Genomic DNA, 19,909 nt, shown 5'->3' with positions numbered 1-19,909 from the left:
CTCGCTCTCGCCGGTGACGAGAGTGGCCGTCTTGTTCTTGCTCCCGGCCGGGAAGTCGAGATCGAGGACCTTGAAGGAGAGAGTGCTCATGCGTGGCTCCTGTCCGAGTGGGATGGGCACGGGGAGGTTCAGGGACGGTGAAGGAAGGCGGGCGGCTGGTCGATCTCTTCGGCCATGGCATGGTCAAGGGCCGCGGGGGTGACGGACTCCGCGTCGGAGACCAGCGGGGCGGGAGAACTGTTCAGCTCGGCGATGCCCGCGTTGGCGAGGTGGACGTGGCCGAACTCGCCGAGAGGGACACTGCGTCACCCGGTGACCAGGCCATCGGGACGACCTCGACCGGCAGGCCTGGGCGGCGGGCGGCCACTTCGGGCAGGGGCGCGGTGAAACCGTGCGACCAGCCGCAACAGGCGTCGAAGACGTGGGTGAGCTTCATCGAAGACCTCGCCAGGGTGGCGCGCCCGCCTGATGCGAGCCATTCACCTGACAAGACAGTAACTGCCTTCTCAGGCATTTCTTGGCTCTTGTGACCTGAGTCACACCCGGGTGGGCACGCCTTCACATCAGCGTTGCCGCCGAAGCACAGGTCAGGGCAGCTGAGGCAGCGTGTGCCGGGCCGCGTGGCCGAGGATGCGGAGGTCTTCCGCGAAGCGTGCGCGGTGCGCTTCGGGGAGGGCATGCTCGAAGTAGCGCCGGAGGTTCTCCAGATGGACCCGCGACGCTCGTACGGCCGTCTTCGTCACCCAGCGGGGTCAGGCGCACCAGCCGCCCGCGCCGGTCGTCGGGATCCTCCGCACGCTCGACCAGTCCCGCGGACTCCATCCGGTCCACCAGCCGGGTGGCGCCTCCCGTGGTCAGAACCTGTTCCTGGGCAACAGCCCGCATCGACAGGGTGGCGTCGCCGGAGCGGCTCATTGCTGGGCCTTGATGTCCCACAAGGTCCGCTCTACGGGACCGGAGGAGAGATTGACGAGACCGTACCGGCTCACCAGCTCCCGTTGCTCCTCACCGGACAAGGGCCTGCTGCCATTGTCGTCCTTGCGCGTGATGCTCGACTGCACGGCTGCACCATGCCCGCCGAAGGACCAGAAGACGGTGACGAAGTGCGGTTGCCTGATGGTCTCGTCGATCTCGTTGTTCTCGTGCACCCGGGCACGGTAAAGAAGGGAGTCGGTGCCTTTCTTCTGCTGTTCCTTCACCCAATGGGGCACGTCACCGCCCCAGGAGGTGGTCACGAACCGGAGTGGTGGATCCAGCACGATCTGGTCCTTGCGCGCAAGGCTCGCGGTGGCGTAGAAGGCCAACTGGTCGTACCGCGTGTCCATGGGGAGTTCCACCACCAGGCGCGTGGTGAAGGAGTCGCTCGGCTCGATCCAGTCTCCGGGCTGCATCCAGGGTTTTGCCTCCACCAACTCACCGGGTTGGTGAATCTCCCTGCGGGAGAGCGGGTTCGCCTCCCCCGAGGATGTGGCGAACTGCTCGGCGTCGCTTCGCCACTGCTGACGGAGTCGGTCCCTGGGGCTCAGCCGCACCTGCTCCCCCATGGCGTGGACTTCCGTGCCGAGCACGTAGAAACCCACGTCGGCGTGGTTCTGGAGGGTGATGTCCACCGGTACGGTGAACGCATTGCGGTCCTTGCGCACCACAGACTTCCCCACCGACAGGGTGATGAGAGGCCTGGCCTCACGCCGGTACGGCAGATAGAGGTTCTGGTAGCCGAAATTGGTGACGGCGAGGGCCGAGGAAACCACCAGGGCAGCGGCCACCCGCTTCGGGGCGGGGACGGTGACCGACGTCCGCCACACGGCGTACAGAGCCCAAGCCGCCCCCGCCGTGAGCAAGGCGAAGAGCACCTTGAAGAGCAGCAGATCGCCGTTCTTCACCGTCCTGAGCAACAGCAGGCTGTCGGCCAGCAACGCCGCGAACACGCCGATCAGTACGACCAGCCCGGAATGCTGGAAGCTGTGACTGACCCAGTAGTCCAGGACTGCGCCGACGGCCAGGAGCGTGGTGAAGGCGACCGTGATGAGGACGGCACCGGTGAGGCGACCGGGGAAGGTCAGGGCATGGACGAGGTTTCCGATGCCGAACCAGCCCATCAGCACCATCGTCGCGAGGAGGACCAGCAGGATCCCTGCCATGTCGAGCTGAGCCCGCCGGGTGTTCAGCGAGGGCCGGAGCGCCTTCGGGCGCAACCCGTTGTGCGGCTTGGCGGAGGTCCGCACCCGATCACCTCCTGAGGTCGCGGGTCGTGCCCCGCGTGTACGCGGTGCGGGCACCTCCACGCGCCGGACGGTAAGGCGTGACGTGCCCGGACGTGCGTCGGCGGCCCGACCGCCGGAGATCCGCGGTCGAGCGGAGGGCCCGGACATCATCATCCGCGGTGATCCACAGAGGCGCCATTGATGAGCGCCCGGAGGTGTCGTCAGTGACATCCGCCTGCCAGGCTGCGACAGCACACGGACGGGCGCCGAGGAGCTCGCTTCCGTGGCGGGCGCGCTGGGGCATAAGCCCCGACTTATGCGTACGACCAACAACGCCAGGGCCTCTGGTAAGTGCGGCCCCGAGGGAGGGCCGCAGCGAACGACGAGAGGACCGAGTCATGAACCTCCTGCACCGCGTCGTGTCACGCCCGCGCCGGGCGGTCAGCGCCGCCGCCGTCGCGCTCGCCACCGTTGCGGCCGTCGCCGCCGGCACGGGCAACGCACAGGCCGACTCCAGCTTCACCATCCATGTCACGCCGAACTCCAGCTTCGGGTTGCTGCTGGACGTCGCGGGCGGATCGACGTCGCCCGGCGGCGGCGTGATCCAGTGGTACGCCAACGGCGGCGCCAACCAGAACTGGACGTTCTACTCCTACGGCAACAGCACGTACGAGATCATCAACGGCAACAGCAACATGTGCCTGAGCACGGACGGCGTGGCCGGCGACTCCGTCTACCAGATGCCGTGCGTCGGCGCGCAGTACCAGATGTGGCGCACCCCCCTCACCCCGTCCCTGATCGGCGCCGCGACGATCTACAACCCGTGGAGCGGTCTGTACCTCGACGTCAACGGCGCCAGCCCGTGGGCCGGCGCGAGCATCGACACCTGGTACTGGAACGGCGGCTCCAACCAGTACTTCGCCGCGATCTGACAGCCCGGCGCGCCCCACAGCTCCGACGGGGGCAGTGGGGCCACGCCGCCCGGCAGCGACTGGTATCACTCAAGTGCTCATCTCTGAAGGGGCGTTGGGCGATACCGCTGTCGTGTTCCCGTTCCCGGACGTACTCTCACAGGGTGCTAGCAGGTATGGACACCACCCGTCTGCGAACCTTCCGCGAGGTCGCCCGGCAGGGTTCGTTCACCGCCGCGGCGGACGCACTGCATGTCAGCCAGCCCGCCGTCTCCCAGCATGTCGCCAAGCTGGAGGAGGAGCTGGGGTGCCGGCTGCTCGAGCGCTCCTCGCGGCGGGTGCGTCCCACGCCCGCGGGTGAGGTCTTCCTGCGGCACGTCGAGTCGCTGCTCGCCGGTCTCGACGACGCCCGCCGCGAACTGGCGGCGCTGGCCCGCTCGGACTGCGGTCAGCTGCGGCTGACCGTGTTCCCGAGCGCGGCGGCCACCTTCGTCCCCTCCGCGATCGGCGTGTTCCGCGCGGCGTACCCCAACGTGCGCATCACCCTGACCGAGGCGGATCCGCCGGTCGCCGTCGCCCGGTTGCTGGCCGGCGACACCGATGTCGCAGTGGTGTACGACTATCCGATCGTCGGCGCTCCGATCGATCCCCGCGTCGACCAGACACTCGTCGCGACGGACGCCATGGCCGTGGCGGTGCGCGCGGACTCCGCGTTCGCGGTGCAGGGCTCCGTGCCGTTGGCAGCGCTGTCCGGGCAGCAGTGGATCGCGCCGGGGCCCTCACTGTGCCGCGACGCCCTGAACGAGGCCTGCCGCCGCGCCGGCTTCGGCCCGGACGTGGTGTCCGAGACCAACGACTACCAGGCCATGCTCGGGCTCGTCGGGGCGGGCGTCGGCGTGGCGGTGGTGCCACAGCTGGTGAGCGCCATGGCCCAGTCGCGTTCCGTCGCGCTGGTCCCCCTGGCGGCGACCAGGTTGAGACGCGTCGTGTCGGTCGCCTGTCACTCCCGCTTCGCGCTGACTCCGGCCATGGAGTTCATGCGGTCGGTGCTGTGCGGCGCGCCGGCCGGGCAGCACGACGACACCCGCGGCGCCGGCGCCCCGGCCCTGTCGGCCTGACGCCACCCGCACCGTCCCGGTCAGGGACAGTCGTACGTGAAGTGAGGGGCGGTCCCCCGGTGTCCGCGCGCACCGCGGCCGCCGCAGTGACCACAGGTCGTCCGCGGCCGTCCGCAGGTCCACCGAGCGGGTGGGCGTGCCCCGTGCAGGGTGCCCGGCTGACGCCTTCCCTGACGCGGCGGAGCGGCGGCCCGGAGTCATGGACGGAGGTCTCGGCCGTCTCCTGGTGCACTCCGCGCTCCGCGCAGTCCGGTCGGCAGAGCTCGGCGACTCCGTCGACGCCATGGACGACCTCGACACCGATGTCATCAGCCGCCAGGCGGCCTGCTCGGCCCTTCACGGGTTCCCCTCATTGGTGGGATGGATCTGCTGACAACATCCCATGTCGAGGGCGCACAGTCGAGCCTTGCGGCGAGTTTTCCCGGGTTGACTCCCGACCTCTAGACAACCCGGTCGACCCGACCCTATAAACATCCCATCTCTCTGTCAGCGACACCCAACCGTCGCATCGGTGTAACAACCCCGCTCCGGGACAAGCGCGAGGAAGTACCCATGAGAATCAGAACCGCAGTCAGCTCCACCGCCTCCGTCGTCTGCGCGCTGACGCTGCTCAGCGCGTGCAGCGGCGGCTCCGGCACCTCCGCCTCGTCGAGCGACAAGCCGCTCGTGGGCGTCGACTACCCGCGGTCCGACACCGACTTCTGGAACTCCTACATCAAGTACACGCCCGACTTCGCCAAGCAGCTCGGCCTGTCCCTGAAGACCACGAACTCCCAGAACGACGTCGCCAAGCTCACCGCCAACGCGCAGACGTTCATCAGCCAGGGCGTCAAGGGCATAGCGATGGCGCCGCAGGACACCGCCGCCATCGCGCCGACCCTGGCGCAGCTGGAGGCGAAGAAGATCCCCGTCGTCACCGTCGACACCCGTCCCGACACCGGCAAGGTGTTCATGGTGGTGCGGGCCGACAACCGCGCCTACGGCGAGAAGGCCTGCCAGTTCCTCGGCACGAAGCTCGGCGGCAAGGGCAAGGTGGTCATGCTCGAGGGCGGCCTCGACTCGATCAACGGCCGTGACCGCACCGAGGCGTTCAACGACTGCATGAAGAAGAGCTACCCCGGCATCAAGGTGTTCGGCGAGGCCACGAACTGGGACGGCGCGGTCGCCGCGCAGAAGCTGCAGACGGACCTCACCGCCAACCCGGACATCAAGGGCGTCTACATGGAGTCCAGCTTCGGCCTGTCCGGCACGCTGCAGGTGCTCAAGCAGAAGGGCCTGCTGGTGGATCCGAAGGACCCGAAGCACGTCTTCGTCGTGTCCAACGACGGCATCCCCGAGGAGCTCAAGGACATCGCCGCAGGCAAGATCGACGCCACCGTCTCCCAGCCCGCCGACCTGTACGCCAAGTACGCCCTGTACTACCTCAAGGCCGCGATCGACGGGAAGACGTTCAAGCCGGGCAAGACCGACCACGACAGCACGATCATCCAGGTCCGCGACGGTCTGCTGGAGGACCAGCTCTCCGCTCCCCTGGTCACCGCCGACGGCGGCACCTACGGCGGCGTTCCCAGCGTCAAGAGCGACGACACGTCGCTGTGGGGCAACCACCTCGGCTGACCGGACCGGTCAGAGACCCCAACGGCTATCCAGGACAAGGCGGTTGAGATGAGCGACGGGGAGCGTACTGTCACCCCCGCGCCCGCCCCGGCGGACGACGGGCGGGCCTTTGCGGCCCCGCCCGTCGTCGAGGCGACGGGCATAGTCAAACGATTCGGTCCGACGGTGGCCCTGAACGGCGCCCGGATCACCATCCGGCCCGGCGAGACCCACGCACTCGTCGGCCGCAACGGGGCCGGCAAGTCCACCCTCGTGTCCGTCCTGACGGGCCTGCACGCCCCCGACGAGGGGACGGTCACCTTCGGCGGCGACCCCGCGCCGCGGCTCAGCGACCGCGACGCCTGGCGCCGGCGCGTCGCCTGCGTCTACCAGAAGTCGACGATCATCCCCACGCTGACCGTCGCCGAGAACCTGTTCCTGAACCGGCACCACCACGGCCCCCACCGGCTCATCAGCTGGACCGGCGTACGCCGTCGGGCCCAGGAGCTGCTGTCGGCCTGGTCGGTGGAGGTCGACCCGCAGACCCCGGCCGGCGACCTCAGCGTCGAGCAGCGGCAGTTCGTCGAGATCGCCCGTGCGCTGTCCTTCGGGGCCCGGTTCATCATCCTCGACGAGCCCACCGCACAGCTCGACGCGGCGGCGATCAACCGGCTCTTCGACCGCATCCGCGACCTGCAACGCCAGGGCGTGACCTTCCTGTTCATCAGTCACCACCTGCAGGAGGTCTACGAGATCTGCGACATGGTGACGGTGTTCCGCGACGCCCGCCACATCGTGACCGCGCCGGTCGCCGAACTTCCCCGCACCGAGTTGGTCGCCGCCATGACCGGTGAGGCCGCGGCGGACCGGCGCCAGGAGCGCACCGGCAGCCTGGACGAGAGCGGCGTGCCCGCGCTGACCGTGCACGGCCTGAGCAGCGACGGCACCTACAACGACGTCTCCTTCCAGGTGGGCGCCGGGGAGATCGTCGGCCTCGCGGGCGCCGCCGCCAGCGGACGTACGGAGGTCGCCGAGACCGTCGTAGGCCTGCGTGCCGCGGCGACCGGGGAGCTGGAGATCGCCGGGCGCCGGCCCCGGCCGGGCAGCGTGCCCGACGCGCTCGCGGCCGGCGCCGGGTTCGTTCCGCAGGACCGGCACCACCAGGGCTTCGTGCCGGACATGTCGATCGCCGACAACGCGACCCTGTCCGTGCCCAGGCGGCTCGGCAGGAACGGCTTCCTCAGCCGCGGACGGCGCGACCGGCTGGCCGAGGCCATGATCGAGAACCTGGCCATCAAGACCCCCGGACCGGAGCTGCCCGTCTCCGCCCTGTCCGGCGGCAACCAGCAGAAGGTCGTCATGGCGCGCGCCCTGGCCGACGACCCCCGGCTGCTGGTCCTGATCAACCCGACCGCCGGCGTGGACGTGCGCTCCAAGGAGTTCCTCCTCGGCAAGGTCGAGGAGACCGCCGAGTCCGGCACCGGAGTGCTCATCGCCTCCGACGAACTCGACGACCTGCGCATGTGCGACCGGATCCTGGTGATGTTCCAGGGCCGGGTCACGACCGAGATACCACGCGGCTGGCACGACCACGACCTCGTGGCCGCGATGGAAGGAGTGGACCTGCATGCCTGAGGCAATGCCTGAAACCGTCCTCGCGGACACATCCGCCCAGACCGAGGAGACCGGGCAGAAGCGCACCGCGCTGCTCGGCGGCCGGATCCCCCTGGCCCGGCTGCGCGACCTGGCGCTCGTCCCGGCGATCGTCGTCATCGCGATCGTCGGCCAGATCGTCAACCCGGTCTTCCTCCAGGCCGACAACCTCATCAACGTCCTGCAGACCATGTCCGAGATGGCCCTGCTGGTCCTCGCCCAGACGATGATCCTGATCGTCAAGAAGATGGACCTGTCCCTGGAGTCCACGATGGGTCTGGCGCCGGGCGTCGCGGCCTGGCTGGTCGTCCCGGCCGGCGCCGGGCACGGACTCGGTCTGCTTCCCGGTGCCTGGTCGGTCCCCATCACCCTCGCCGTGGGCGCGCTCGTCGGCGTGATCAACTCGCTGCTGATCATCCGCTTCGGTCTCAACGGCTTCATCGTCACGCTCGGCATGCTGATCGTGCTGCGCGGCATCCTCACCGGTATCTCCGGCGGTCAGACCTTCTTCCAGCTGCCGCAGTCGATGCTCTACACCGGCACCGCCGAATGGTTCGGCATGCCCGCCTCGATCTGGATCTGCCTGGCCCTGTTCGCCGTCGCGATCGTGGTGCTCGGCTGGACCAGCTTCGGCCGCTCCCTGTACGCCATCGGCGGCAACGTCGACGCGGCGAAGGCGGCCGGTATCCGCACCGACCGGGTGCTGTGGATCGTCATCGTCACCGGCAGCGTGCTCGCCGCCCTCGCCGGGCTGATGCTCTCCGGACGCCTGGCCTCGGTCGCCTCCGCGCAGGGCAACGGGTACATCTTCACCGTCTTCGCCGCCGCCGTCATCGGGGGCATCAGCCTCAACGGCGGCAGGGGCACCATGTTCGGCGCGTTCTGCGGGATCCTGCTGCTCTTCATGATCCAGAACGTGCTGACGCTGGCCGGTGTCCCCGCCCAGTGGATCGGCGCGCTCAACGGCCTGATCATCCTGGTCGCCCTCGCCATCTCCCGCATCACCGGCGGCAAGGTCCAGGAGTGACCCGGGCGGCCCGCCGGCCGCCCTGCCTCCGCCGCGTTCACGTCTCGTCGCAGGGGAATCCGTCTCCCTTGCTCGTCACAGGAGTTGCCGCCATGTCCTCCCCCGTTCCCGCCTCCGCCCGCATCACCGCCCTGGACGTCCTGGACGTGCGGTTCCCCACCTCCGAACACCTCGACGGCTCGGACGCCATGAACCCCGAGCCCGACTACTCGGCCGCGTACGTGATCCTGCGCACCGACGCGGGTGACGGGCTGGAGGGCCACGCCCTGGCCTTCACCACCGGACGCGGCAACGACGCCCAGGCCGCCGCCATCGCCACCCTCGCCCCGCACGTCGTCGGCCTGTCCGTGGAGGAGGTCTGCTCCGACCTCGGCGCCTTCGCCCGCTCCCTCGTCCACGACCCCCAACTGCGCTGGCTGGGGCCGGAGAAGGGCGCCATCCACATGGCCACCGGAGCGGTCGTCAACGCCGCGTGGGACCTTGCCGCCAAGCGGGCGGGCAAGCCCGTGTGGCGCTTCCTGGGCGAGATGTCACCGGAGGAGCTGGTCGCCCAGGTCGACTTCCGCTGGCTGTCCGACGCCCTCACGCCCGAGGATGCGCTGGAGATCCTGCGCCGGGCCGAGCCCGGCCGTGAGCGGCGCATCGGCCACCTCCTCGACCAGGGCTACCCGGCCTACACCACCACACCCGGCTGGCTGGGCTACTCCGACGAGAAGCTGGCCCGCCTGTCCCGTGAGGCCGTCGCGGACGGTTTCACCCAGATCAAGCTGAAGGTCGGCGCCGATCTCCAGGACGACATCCGGCGCCTGCGCACCGCTCGCGAGACCGTCGGCCCGGACATCCGCATCGCGGTGGACGCCAACCAGAGATGGGACGTCCAGCCCGCCATCGACTGGATGCGCGCCCTGGCCCCCTACGACCCGTACTGGATCGAGGAGCCCACCTCCCCCGACGACATCCTCGGCCACGCCGCCGTCCGCAGGGCACTCGCCCCCATCAAGGTCGCCACCGGCGAACACATCGCCAACCGGGTCGTGTTCAAGCAGCTGCTTCAGGCCGGCGCGGTCGACATCGTGCAGATCGACTCCGCCCGCGTCGGCGGCGTCAACGAGAACATCGCCATCCTGCTGCTGGCCGCGAAGTTCGGCGTGCCGGTCTGCCCGCACGCCGGCGGCGTCGGCCTGTGCGAGATGGTGCAGCACCTGTCGATGTTCGACTACGTCGCCGTCTCCGGCACCACCGAGGACCGGGTCATCGAGTATGTCGACCACCTGCACGAGCACTTCGTCGACCCGGTCCGCATCGTCGACGGCCACTACCTCGCCCCGACGCTGCCCGGACTGAGCGCCCAGATGCACCCCGCCTCCCTCAAGGAGTACAGCTACCCCGACGGCCCGGTCTGGTCGGCCCGTGTCTGAACCGCTGCCCCTGGTCGACGCCCACCACCACGTGTGGGACCTCGACCGCCGGCCCCAGCCCTGGCTCGACGAACCGGGGCACGAAGCGATCCGCCGCAGCCACGGCATCGAGGACCTGCGGCGGGCCGCCGACCGGCCCCTGGCGGGACGACGGCTGACGAGCACGGTGGTCGTGCAGTGCGTCACCTCCGTGGAGGAGACGGCGGACCTGCTCGACCTCGCCGACCAGGACCCCCTGGCCGGCGCGGTCGTCGGCTGGGCGGACCTGACCTCCCCCGCGGTCGGCGACGTACTCGACGAACTGCGCTGCGGGCCCGGCGGCGGGTATCTGCGGGCCCTGCGCCACCTGGTGCAGGGCGAGTCCGACCCGGAGTGGCTGCAGCAGCCGTCCGTCGAGCGGGGCCTGCGCGCCGTACGGGACCGGGGTCTCGGCTACGACGTGCTCATCCGCAGCCACCAGTTCGACCAGGCGATCCGCCTCGCCCAACGCTTTCCGGACCTCCCGCTCGTGCTGGACCACGCGGGCAAACCGCCCATCGCCCGGCAGGACCTCCACGGCTGGGAGCGGGGCGTACGGCGGCTGGCCGCACATCCCCAGGTGCGGTGCAAGGTCTCCGGACTGATCACCGAGGCCGACCACGCCAGGTGGACCCTCGACGACATCCGCCCGGTGTGGGACACCCTGCTGGCCGCTTTCGGCCCGGAGCGGCTGATGTTCGGCTCCGACTGGCCCGTCTGCGTCCTCGCCGGGGGCTGGTCCCGCTGGGCGGCCGCCGTCGAACACCTGCTGGACGACTGCTCACCGCCGGAGAGGCAGGCAGTGCTCTGCGACACCGCGACCGCCTTCTACCGGCTGGCCGACCACGAGAACGACACCTAAGGAGAGCACTGCGTGCTGCTGACCGAACTGCTGCACCCCGGCATCCTGGAAGCACTGGCCGGAGCCGGGCACGGCGCCCGCGTCCTGCTCGCCGACGGCCACTACCCCGCCAGCACCGCCGTCGGCGAACGAGCCAAAACCGTCCACCTCAACCTGGCACCCGGCACCCTCGACGTCAGCACCGTCCTGGACGTGCTGCTGCGCGCCCTGCCCGTGGAGGCGGCGCAGGTGATGGTGCCGCCCGAGGGCGAGCCGGAGCCGGCGGCCATCGCCGAGTACCGGTCCCGACTGGCGCCGGTGCCCGTCGACCCGCTCGACCGCTTCGCGTTCTACGACGCCGCCCGCTCCCCCGACCTGGCCCTCGCCGTCGTCACCGCCGACACCCGTACCTACGCCAACCTGCTGCTGACCATCGGCGTCCGCGCGGAAGGGACCCTGACCCCACGATGACTCTCGCCGTCCGCTACACATCCGCCCGCACCCTGGACACCGCGCCCTCCGCCGCCTCAGAGCCCGGCCCCGGCGAAGTGGAACTCGCCCCCGCCTACGTCGGCATCTGCGGCACCGACCTGCACATCTTCCACGGCGACATGGACGCCCGGGTCCACACGCCCGCCGTCCTGGGCCACGAGATGTCCGGCCGCGTCGTACGCGTCGGCCCGGACGTCGAGGGCTGGCAGCCCGGAGACGCGGTCACCGTGATGCCCTTGCGCTGGGACGGCACCTGTCACGCCTGCCGCGCCGGTCACCAGCACATCTGCCAGCACCTGGACTTCATCGGCATCGACTCCCCCGGCGCCATGCAGCAGCGCTGGACCGTGCCCGCCGCCACCCTCGTCCGACTGCCCGGCACCCTCCCGCTGGACCAGGCCGCGCTCGTCGAACCGACGGCCGTCGCCGTGCACGACGTGGGCCGGGCCGCGGTGAAGGAGGGCGAGAAGGTCGTCGTGGTCGGCGGCGGACCCGTCGGCATCCTCATCGCCCTGGTCGCCCGCGCCGCCGGCGCCGAGGTGCGCGTGGTCGAACTCAACGCCCACCGCAGGCTGCTCGCCGAGGAGCTGGGCCTGGCGACCTGGGACCCGGCCGCAGCCGACATCACCGAACTCGTCCACCAGTGGACGGGCGAGGCCGGAGCGGACGTCGCCTTCGAGGTCTCCGGCGCGGCGGGCGGCGTGGAGACGGCCGTCGACGTGCTCGGCGTGCGCGGCCGGTTGTGCCTGGTCGCCATCCACCCGAGGCCCCGCGAGGTCAACCTGCACCGCTTCTTCTGGCGTGAACTCACCCTCGTCGGGGCCCGGTTGTACGACCGCTCCGACTTCGAGCGGGCCGTCGCCCTGGTCGCCGACGGCACGATCCCCGCCCAGCGCCTGCTCACCAAGATCGTGCCGCTGACCGAGGCTCCGGCCGCCTTCGAGGCCCTGGAGAGCGGCGGCGACGTGATGAAGATCCTCGTGGACTGCACCGACGACACCCAGGGAGCCACCGCATGAGCGCCTTCGACCTCACCGGGAAGCTCGCCGTCGTCACCGGCGCCCGCCGCGGCATCGGCCAGGCGATGGCCCGCGCGCTCGCCCAGGCCGGTGCGGACATCATCGGGGTCAGCGCCCACCTGGAGGAGTCCGGGAGCCAGGTGGAGAAGGACGTCCTGGCCGCCGGGCGTTCGTTCGAGGGGATCCGCACCGACTTCGCCGACCCCGCCGCCGTACGCGCGCTGGGCGACGACCTCGCCGGGCGCGAACGCCCGGTGGACATCCTCATCAACAACGCGGGCACGATCCGCCGCACCCCGGCCGCTCAGCACAGCGACGCGGACTGGGAGTTGGTGCTGCAGGTCAACCTGACCGCGCAGTTCGCGCTCACCCGGGCCGTGGGCGCCACCATGGTGGCCCGCGGGCACGGCAAGGTCGTCTTCACCGCCTCCCTGCTCAGCTACCAGGGCGGCATCACGGTCCCCGGCTACACCGCCGCCAAGCACGGCATCGCCGGACTGACCAAGGCCCTGGCCAACGAGTGGGCGCCGCACGGCGTCAACGTCAACGCCGTCGCCCCCGGCTACATCGCCACCGACAACACCCAAGCCCTCCAGGACGACCCGGCCCGCAGCAAGGCCATCCTGGAGCGCATACCCGCTGGACGCTGGGGCACCGCCGACGACCTCGCCGGCGCCACCGTCTTCCTCGCCTCCCCCGCCTCCGACTACGTCCACGGCATCACCCTGCCCGTCGACGGCGGATGGCTCGGACGATGACCACCGGCCGGGCACGCCGACGTCGGCGTGGGTGCGGTCGAACTCGCGGCACCCGCACCCGGGTGCCGTGCGGCTGACCGACGACGGGACGGCTTCGCCGCGGGAGTCGTCCACGGCCTGCTCATCGGTGCGGGACTGGAGCGCGCCCAGGCCCGCGGCACCGCGCACGGCGCCCCCGCCATGACCAAGCGCGGTGACGCTCGATGGCCGCCCTCGCCGAGGCCGTGGCGCCCCTCGCGGGCGCCACGGCACACGTCCGACGCTGATCGCCCCTCAAGGAGCACCCCTTGCGCCGCCGTACGATCCCCACCACCGCCGTCCAGGTCACCGAGCTCGGTTTCGGCGCCTCTGTCATCGGCAACCTCTACCGCACCACCAGCGCCGAGGACGCGGCCGCGGCCCTCGACACCGCCTGGGACGCGGGCATCCGCTACTTCGACACCGCCCCGCACTACGGCCTGGGCCTGTCCGAGCGCCGTCTGGGCGCCGCCCTGCGCACCCGCGCCCGTGACCAGTACGTCATCTCCTCCAAGGTCGGCCGCCTCCTGGTCCCCAATGAGAACCCCCGCGGGGTCGACACCGAAGGCTTCGTCGTCCGCGACGACCTGCGCCGCCAGTGGGACTTCAGCCGTGACGGCGTCCTGCGGTCCATCGACGAGACGCTGGAGCGCACCGGCCTGGACCGCCTCGACGTCGTCTACCTCCACGACCCCGACGACCACTGGCGACAGGCGGCGGACGACGCCATGCCCGCCCTCGCCGAGCTGCGCGACCAGGGCGTCATCGGAGCGATCGGCGCCGGCATGAACCAGTCCGCCATGCTCGCCCGCTTCCTGCGCGAGACCGCCGCCGACGTCGTGATGCTGGCCGGCCGCTACACCCTGCTCGACCAGTCGGCCCTGGACGACGTCCTTCCCGCCGCTCAGGAACACGGCAAGGCCGTCGTCGCCGTCGGCGTCTTCAACTCCGGTCTGCTCTCGCGAGATCGTCCGGCCGAGGGCATGACGTACGACTACCAGGCCGCCCCGCCCGAACTCGTCGACCGCGCCCGTGCCATCGCCGACGTCTGCGAGGCCCACGGCACCACGCTGCCCGCCGCCGCCATCGCCTTCCCCCTCACCCATCCCGGCGTCATCAACGTCACCCTGGGCATGCGCGACCCCGGACAGGTCCGGCGCAACGCGCGACTGCACCGGCAGCAGGTTCCCCATGAGCTCTGGCACGACCTGCGCGAGCGGGGACTCCTCCGCCCCGACACACCCTTCGACGACGGCGCGGCCGCCCCGGTGCCCGGCACTCCGGCGGGCGCTCCGGGTCGCGGCAAAAGGAGTTGACCGTGTCCCTGACCGACAGGGCGATCAGTCAGATCCGCGAGCTCATCGCGTCCGGGGCTCTGCCGCCGGGCACGAAGCTGCCCCCCGAGCCCGAGCTGGCCGCCCAGCTCGGGCTTTCCCGCAACCTCGCGCGCGAGGCGGTGAAGGCGCTGGCCGTGGCGCACGTGCTGGAGATCCGGCGGGGCGACGGCACGTATGTCACCAGCCTGCAGCCGAGCCTGCTCCTGCAGGGCCTCGGTGGCGCGGTGGAGCTGCTCCAGGGCGACCCCGCTGCCGTACTGGACCTCATGGAGGTGCGGCGGCTGCTCGAGCCCGCCGCCACCGCCCTGGCCGTCGCCCGCCTGTCGGACGACGCACTGGGGGAGGTGAAGCGGCACCTGGACGCCATGCGCGCGGCGCGCGACGACGTGGAGCGGCTCAACGCGCACGATGTGGCGTTCCACCGCGCCATCGTGGACGTCACCGGCAACGAATCGCTGATCACCCTGCTGGAGGGCATCTCGGGCCGCACTCTGCGCGCGCGGATCTGGCGTGGTCTGGTGGACAGCCGTGCGGCGGCCCGCACGCTCGCGGAGCACGAGGCGATCTACGCGGCCCTGGCCTCGCGTGACGCCGTTCTGAGTCACGCCGCGGCACTGGTGCACGTCAACAACACCGAGCAGTGGCTGCGGGAGCACCTGGAGGCCGCGGAGGGCCTGGGCGGGACGGGATCCCCTGGATGAGGCCGCGACGTCCGCGCCGACGCAACGGTGGGGAAGGGACTGCCCGGACGGTTCTCCGTCCGGGCAGTCCCTCAGTGCGCCGCCTTCACGCCCGTGTCACTGGGCGGTGAAGGTCCACAGCAGGTTGGTGCTGCTGCCGTAGCTCCACTGCTTGGTGACGGACCCGGAGGACACGTTCCCGCCACCGTCCAGGACGAGGCCGGTGGCCCGGTTGGCGATGCTGCACATGCCCTCGCCGCGGTGGGTGACCGTCCACTGCTGGTTGTTGTTGCCGTTCCACGCCGCCTGCTGGGCCGGGGAGCCGTCGGACGTGGCGCCCCAGCCGTCGGCGACCATGCCGTTGGTGCGGTTGACCAGCTTGTAGTAGCCGCCGCCGACCTCCACGAGCTGCCACTGGAGGTTGGGGCTGCCGTCCCAGGTGTACTGCTTGAGGTTGGATCCCGACGCGACGTTTCCTCCGCTGTCCAGCGCCAGACCGTCGGTGACGTTGGTGATGCGGAAGTAGGTGGCCGGATTGAACTGCACCTTCAGGGAGGTGATCTGGTCGTTCTGGCCGGTGACCCTGAGGTCGGGGTTGTCGGCGGTGAAGGTCCAGGAGGTGCCGGTGAAGTTGTCACCGCTGTAGGCGATGATCTGGTTCCCGGCCGCCAGCTTCAGGGAGGAGATGCTCTGGGGGGCCACCCCGGCCAGCTGCAGTTGCTCGGCCGTGTAGGTGCCGGGGTCGAGCACCGCGTAGTTCCCGGAGTAGGTGACGTCCTGGTAGACCACGGCACCGACCGCCGGCCGCAGCGGGGGGATCGGGCCGGAGAAGCTGAGCTTGAGCACGTAGGCGCCCGCGGTGAACGGCGCCGAGGAGGGCAGCGTCACGGTCAGCCCAGAGGAGTCCTGCGTCGGCGCGGCGAGGTTGATGTAGGTGCCGGCGGTCGAGTCGAGCAGCTTCACCGAGGTGAGCGAGGAGACGCTGATGCGGTCCGAGCTCAAGGTCTTGATCTTCAGTGAACTGCCCGGCCAGCCCAGCACGGTGGCGTACAGCACCGTGTTGTCCTTGCTGCGGGTGAAGCGGATGTCCTGTGCGGTGCCGACGAGCGGGGCGGTGAACGCGCCCCCGCCCATCCGGGTCGGACCCTCGCCGTACTGCGTCCAGGCACGCGTCGCGTACAACGACTCCCCGAATCGCTTCAGGTAGTCGCCGATGCCGAGCAGCACGTCCTTCTGGCCCTGGGGGATCGTGCCGTCGGCCATCGGCGCGATGTTCAGCAGCATGTTGCCGTTCTTGCTGACCCGGTCGATCAGGGAGTGCAGCATCTGCTGGGTGCTGTAGTAGCCGATGCCCACCGTGTAGCACCAGCTGGAGCTGGAGATGCTGTCGTCGGTGAGCCAGTAGGGCGCTGTCCGGTCGGCCGGGCCGCCGCGCTCGTAGTCGAAGACCTCGCCGTGGCTGTTGTAGCCGTCCTTGTAGGTGGCGACGACCTCTTTGCCCCAGGCATTGGCCTGGTTGTAGTAGTACGACAGGAAGTTCAGGCGCTGCGTCTCGTCGACCTTGGTCAGGTCGAAGTCCTCCCAGAGGATGTCCGGTTGGGCGCGGTCGATGACCTCCTTGAGCTTGTCGTACCAGAGCTGGTTCTCGGCGGTGGAGCCCAGTTGCCCGTAGAGTTTCTGCAGGCTGGGGTCGGTCTGGGCGGGCACGTGGTCGTAGTAGCCGTTGAAGTTGTAGGCGTGGTGCATCGCCACCAGCAGCTTCAGGTTCTTGGCGCGGATCGCCGTGGTGAACAGCTTCAGCAGGTCGAGCTTGGGGCCCTTGGCGACCGAGTTCCACTCGTTGACCTGCGAGTCCCACATGGAGAACCCGTCGTGGTGCTCGGCGACCGGCCCCGCGAACTTCGCTCCGGCGTCGACGAAGAGCTGGGCCCATTCGTCAGGGTCGAAGTTCCCTCCGGCGGATTTGAGTCTGGGTGCGAACTGGGTGAAGTGGCCCGACTTGTCGTTCGCTCCGTTGATGAAGTTGTGGTACGGCCATACCGAGGGGTCGCCGTAGGTCGCGACGTGGTGCGTGTTGGCGTTGCTCCCGCTGATGTACATGTTGCGCGGGTACCACTCGCTGTCGTACGCGGGGACGCTGAAGACGCCCCAGTGGAAGTAGATGCCGAACTTGGCGTCCTGGAACCATTCCGGGGAGGCCGGGTGCTGGTTCACCGAACTCCATGCGGGTGTGTAGGTGCTGGGAGCGGCCTGCGCGGTGCCGGCGCCGAACACTCCCCCCGCGACGGCTGCGGCGGCCACGCAGGTGGCACCGGCCAGGAACTGACGTCTGTTGATCGAACTGGGCATGGGCCATCCCTGTGACGGACGAAGGCAGACGGGAGAGGTGGAACCGGCGCGACGGCCACCACCCGTTGCGCCGGCCGTTACGGAAGAAGGTCCGCCATGTGTCATCACCATGTCAACGGGCGTGCAGGGATGAAAACAGCTTCCCACCGCGAGTTTTTTACCCTTATGTCGCTTTTGCTGGCATTTATTTACCGGCAAACATACAATGTTTCGGAGAGAGAGCTGCTCCACCGACGGCCCGCCACGGCCCCCGGTATCATCGGCGGCACACACTTGACGCGCCGCCCCGGTCACTCGCGCACCGGACCGCACGGCACGCTCACGGGAGGAGCTCACGTTGTCCCTCACCGACAGGGCCATCGGGCAGATCCGTGAGCTCATCCGCTCCGGCGCACTGCCGCCGGGCGCGAAGCTGCCCCCGGAGCCCGAGCTCGCCGCACAGCTGGGCCTCTCCCGCAACCTCGCCCGCGAGGCGGTCAAAGCCCTGGCCGTGGCCCGGGTGCTGGAGGTTCGGCGAGGCGACGGCACGTACGTGACCAGCCTCCAGCCCAGCCTGCTGCTGGAGGGGCTCGGCGGCGCCGTGGAACTGCTCCAGAGCGACACCGGCGCCCTGCTGGATCTCATTGAGGTCCGGCGGCTGCTCGAACCGCTCGCCACCGGACTGGCCGCCGTCAGGATCACAGACGACCAACTGGCCGAGGTGAAAGGCCACTTGGACGCGATGCGGGAGGCGAGCGACGACGTGGAGCGGCTCAACGTCCATGACGCGGCCTTCCACCGCTCTGTCGTGGCGGCCACCGGCAACGAGAGCCTGCTCACCCTGCTCGAAGGCATCTCGGGCCGTACCCTGCGCGCCCGGATCTGGCGGGGCCAGCTGGACGACCAGTCCGCCGGACGGACCCTCGCCGAGCACGAGGCGATCTACAACGCGCTCCGCACCCGCGACGCCGCGGTGAGCCAGGCCGCGGCCCTGCTGCACGTCAGCAACACCGAGCACTGGCTCCGCGAGCACCTGAAATCGAACACCGCGCAGTCGTAGCGAACGATGGCGTGTTTCCGGCCAGGCCCGGCGCCGTGTCCGGGCGCGCCCGTCAGTTCTGCAGGCGCCAGTGCTGGTTGGCGCCGCCCGTGCAGGTCCACAGCTGGACCTTCGTCCCGTTGCCGGTTGCCTGGCCGTTGGCGTCTAGGCACAGTCCCGACTGTGCTGCTGTGATCGTGCCGTCGGCATTGACGTTCCACTGCTGGTCCGCCTGCCCGCTGCAGTCCCAGATCGCCGCCGGGGTGCCGCTGCCCGCGGACTGGCCCACGCCCAGGCACTTGTTGCCGTAGACCATCAGTTGCTTGGCGGCGGTATAGGCCCACCGCTGGTTGGAGCCGCCGTTGCAGTCCCACAGCTGTGCCTGGGTGCCGTTGGCGGTCGTGGAGTTGTTGATGTCGAGGCAGCGTCCCGACTGCTGACCGATGATCTCCTGATCGCCGGTGGGCGGAGGGGGCGGGGACTGGTTCGAGCCGAACTGGGTGAAGAACTGCCAGACCGCGGCAGAGGTCCAGGTGCGCCAACCGTCGCCGGTGGAGCCGTCTATCGGGCCGGGGTCGTGGCCGGCTCCGTCGAACGCGGCCCAGACGACGGGGTAGCCCGACCTGCATCCGGAGTAGGTGGTGATGATGTGTGTCAGGCTTCCGTAGGCCGGCTCAGGCGGGTTCTGCGGAGTGCAGCCGTTCGTCCGGACGAAGGTGTCGCGCAGGTCCCGTCCCGACTGGATGGGCAGCACGTTGTCCCGGAGGCCGTGCAGTCCCATGTAGGCGATGGGCTGGTTGCCGCCGTTGCAGCCACTGAGGTTCGCACCGGAGTAGACCGCGACGGCGCGGAAGACGGTCGCCCGGGAGCAGGCGAGGGCGTACGACATGGCACCGCCGTAGCTGAAGCCCGCGGAGAACAACTGGGTGGTGTCGACGCACAGGCCCGCTTCGATCTGGCCGACCATGGCGTCGACGAAGGCCACGTCCTGACCGCCTGAGTTGGCCCAGCCGTTCCCGATGCCCTGCGGGGCGACGAAGATCGTGCCGTTGTTCGCGCTGTCCGCCAGGCGGCGCAGGCCGTAGTAGGACCAGTTGTATCCGTCCGTTCCGCCCGAGTCGACGTCGGCCGCCGTTCCGCCGCGCCAGTGGAAGCCGAAGATCAGCCGGTAGGGGTGGTTGCTGTCGTAGCCGGCCGGGACCCTCAGGATGTAACTGCGTGTCTGGCCGCCGCTCTGAATGGTGTGGGTACCGCTCGTCAGCGCAGGGGCCTTGCCGCAGCCGGCGGTGGCCGCGGCGGCTGCGGCCGGCCTGAAAGCTCCGAGGCCGTTGCCGATCGAGGTGCCGGCGGCGGACAGGACGAGGAGTATCGCAGCCGCGATGGACAGTAAGAGCGGTGTGCGTTTCATGCGCGCTCCTTCTTCCGTGGTCGGGGGAGGGGCTTCGGTCGCGC

Annotated in this window: 17 protein-coding genes and 2 pseudogenes; 14 read left to right on the top strand and 5 right to left on the bottom strand. The window is 70.0% G+C overall.

Annotation, left to right across the window (positions count from 1 at the left end; all coding sequences use genetic code 11):
* The 3 genes and pseudogenes from AB0M11_RS29060 to AB0M11_RS29050 form a co-directional block, all read right to left on the bottom strand.
* A pseudogene (locus AB0M11_RS29060) lies at positions 1 to 90 on the bottom strand (MBL fold metallo-hydrolase); the annotation flags it as partial.
* Positions 91 to 587: 497 nt separating this feature from the next.
* A pseudogene (locus tag AB0M11_RS29055) lies at positions 588 to 915 on the bottom strand (MarR family transcriptional regulator); the annotation flags it as partial.
* Positions 912 to 2,225, bottom strand: a complete 1,314-nt coding sequence (locus AB0M11_RS29050) for a hypothetical protein (RefSeq protein ID WP_365710606.1) — start codon at positions 2,223 to 2,225, stop codon at positions 912 to 914. The gene AB0M11_RS29050 and the pseudogene AB0M11_RS29055, both read right to left, overlap by 4 nt.
* A 377-nt stretch (positions 2,226 to 2,602) precedes the next feature.
* Between AB0M11_RS29050 and AB0M11_RS29045 the strand changes: the two genes are divergently transcribed.
* From AB0M11_RS29045 to AB0M11_RS28985, 13 genes are all read left to right on the top strand, one after another.
* Positions 2,603 to 3,136 carry an RICIN domain-containing protein gene (locus tag AB0M11_RS29045; RefSeq protein WP_365710604.1) on the top strand — a complete coding sequence of 178 codons (534 nt, stop codon included), beginning with the start codon at positions 2,603 to 2,605 and terminating at the stop codon, positions 3,134 to 3,136.
* 155 nt (positions 3,137 to 3,291) lie between these two features.
* Positions 3,292 to 4,233: a LysR family transcriptional regulator gene (locus AB0M11_RS29040; RefSeq protein WP_365710602.1), complete on the top strand. Its 942-nt coding sequence runs from the start codon at positions 3,292 to 3,294 to the stop codon at positions 4,231 to 4,233.
* A gap of 199 nt (positions 4,234 to 4,432) precedes the next feature.
* Positions 4,433 to 4,606, top strand: coding sequence for a hypothetical protein (locus AB0M11_RS29035; protein ID WP_365710600.1), 174 nt, complete (start codon positions 4,433 to 4,435; stop codon positions 4,604 to 4,606).
* A 179-nt stretch (positions 4,607 to 4,785) separates the two neighbouring features.
* Positions 4,786 to 5,850: a sugar ABC transporter substrate-binding protein gene (locus tag AB0M11_RS29030; protein WP_365710598.1), complete on the top strand. Its 1,065-nt coding sequence runs from the start codon at positions 4,786 to 4,788 to the stop codon at positions 5,848 to 5,850.
* Positions 5,851 to 5,898: 48 nt separating this feature from the next.
* Positions 5,899 to 7,464, top strand: a complete 1,566-nt coding sequence (locus tag AB0M11_RS29025) for a sugar ABC transporter ATP-binding protein (RefSeq protein ID WP_365710596.1) — start codon at positions 5,899 to 5,901, stop codon at positions 7,462 to 7,464.
* A 4-nt stretch (positions 7,465 to 7,468) separates the two neighbouring features.
* Positions 7,469 to 8,509, top strand: a complete 1,041-nt coding sequence (locus tag AB0M11_RS29020; protein WP_365710608.1) for an ABC transporter permease — start codon at positions 7,469 to 7,471, stop codon at positions 8,507 to 8,509.
* Positions 8,510 to 8,601: 92 nt separating this feature from the next.
* Positions 8,602 to 9,927, top strand: coding sequence for an L-fuconate dehydratase (locus AB0M11_RS29015; RefSeq protein WP_365710594.1), 1,326 nt, complete (start codon positions 8,602 to 8,604; stop codon positions 9,925 to 9,927).
* Positions 9,920 to 10,807: an amidohydrolase family protein gene (locus AB0M11_RS29010; RefSeq protein ID WP_365710592.1), complete on the top strand. Its 888-nt coding sequence runs from the start codon at positions 9,920 to 9,922 to the stop codon at positions 10,805 to 10,807. Before AB0M11_RS29015 ends, AB0M11_RS29010 begins: the two co-directional genes overlap by 8 nt.
* 12 nt (positions 10,808 to 10,819) lie before the next feature.
* Positions 10,820 to 11,257 (top strand): RbsD/FucU family protein, encoded by a 438-nt coding sequence (locus AB0M11_RS29005; RefSeq protein ID WP_365710590.1) that lies wholly within the window; start codon positions 10,820 to 10,822, stop codon positions 11,255 to 11,257.
* Positions 11,254 to 12,297: an alcohol dehydrogenase catalytic domain-containing protein gene (locus tag AB0M11_RS29000; RefSeq protein ID WP_365710588.1), complete on the top strand. Its 1,044-nt coding sequence runs from the start codon at positions 11,254 to 11,256 to the stop codon at positions 12,295 to 12,297. The genes AB0M11_RS29005 and AB0M11_RS29000 overlap by 4 nt, the downstream gene beginning before the upstream one ends.
* The gene (locus AB0M11_RS28995; RefSeq protein WP_365710586.1) at positions 12,294 to 13,055 is read left to right on the top strand and encodes an SDR family oxidoreductase; all 762 of its coding nucleotides are present in this window, start codon (positions 12,294 to 12,296) and stop codon (positions 13,053 to 13,055) included. Before AB0M11_RS29000 ends, AB0M11_RS28995 begins: the two co-directional genes overlap by 4 nt.
* Positions 13,056 to 13,342: 287 nt before the next feature.
* Positions 13,343 to 14,389, top strand: a complete 1,047-nt coding sequence (locus AB0M11_RS28990) for an aldo/keto reductase (protein WP_365710584.1) — start codon at positions 13,343 to 13,345, stop codon at positions 14,387 to 14,389.
* A 2-nt stretch (positions 14,390 to 14,391) separates the two neighbouring features.
* Positions 14,392 to 15,111, top strand: a complete 720-nt coding sequence (locus AB0M11_RS28985; RefSeq protein WP_365710582.1) for a FadR/GntR family transcriptional regulator — start codon at positions 14,392 to 14,394, stop codon at positions 15,109 to 15,111.
* Positions 15,112 to 15,207: 96 nt separating this feature from the next.
* Here the strand turns inward: AB0M11_RS28985 and AB0M11_RS28980 are convergent, their stop codons facing one another.
* Entirely contained in the window at positions 15,208 to 17,439 is a 2,232-nt protein-coding gene (locus AB0M11_RS28980; protein ID WP_365710580.1) for an alpha-L-fucosidase, read from the bottom strand.
* 337 nt (positions 17,440 to 17,776) lie between these two features.
* On the opposite strand from AB0M11_RS28980, the gene AB0M11_RS28975 reads away from it, so the two are divergent.
* Positions 17,777 to 18,478, top strand: coding sequence for a FadR/GntR family transcriptional regulator (locus AB0M11_RS28975; protein WP_365710578.1), 702 nt, complete (start codon positions 17,777 to 17,779; stop codon positions 18,476 to 18,478).
* A gap of 52 nt (positions 18,479 to 18,530) precedes the next feature.
* Here the strand turns inward: AB0M11_RS28975 and AB0M11_RS28970 are convergent, their stop codons facing one another.
* A complete protein-coding gene (locus tag AB0M11_RS28970) occupies positions 18,531 to 19,865 on the bottom strand; it encodes a ricin-type beta-trefoil lectin domain protein (RefSeq protein WP_365710576.1) in 1,335 nt (444 codons plus the stop codon).
* Between the last annotated feature and the right edge of the window lie 44 nt (positions 19,866 to 19,909).

Origin of the sequence: Streptomyces sp. NPDC051987, assembly GCF_040680735.1 — a bacterium.
Classification (GTDB): domain Bacteria; phylum Actinomycetota; class Actinomycetes; order Streptomycetales; family Streptomycetaceae; genus Streptomyces.
Note: the sequence above shows the minus strand (reverse complement) of the source record. Positions and strands in the feature narration are given on the sequence as shown.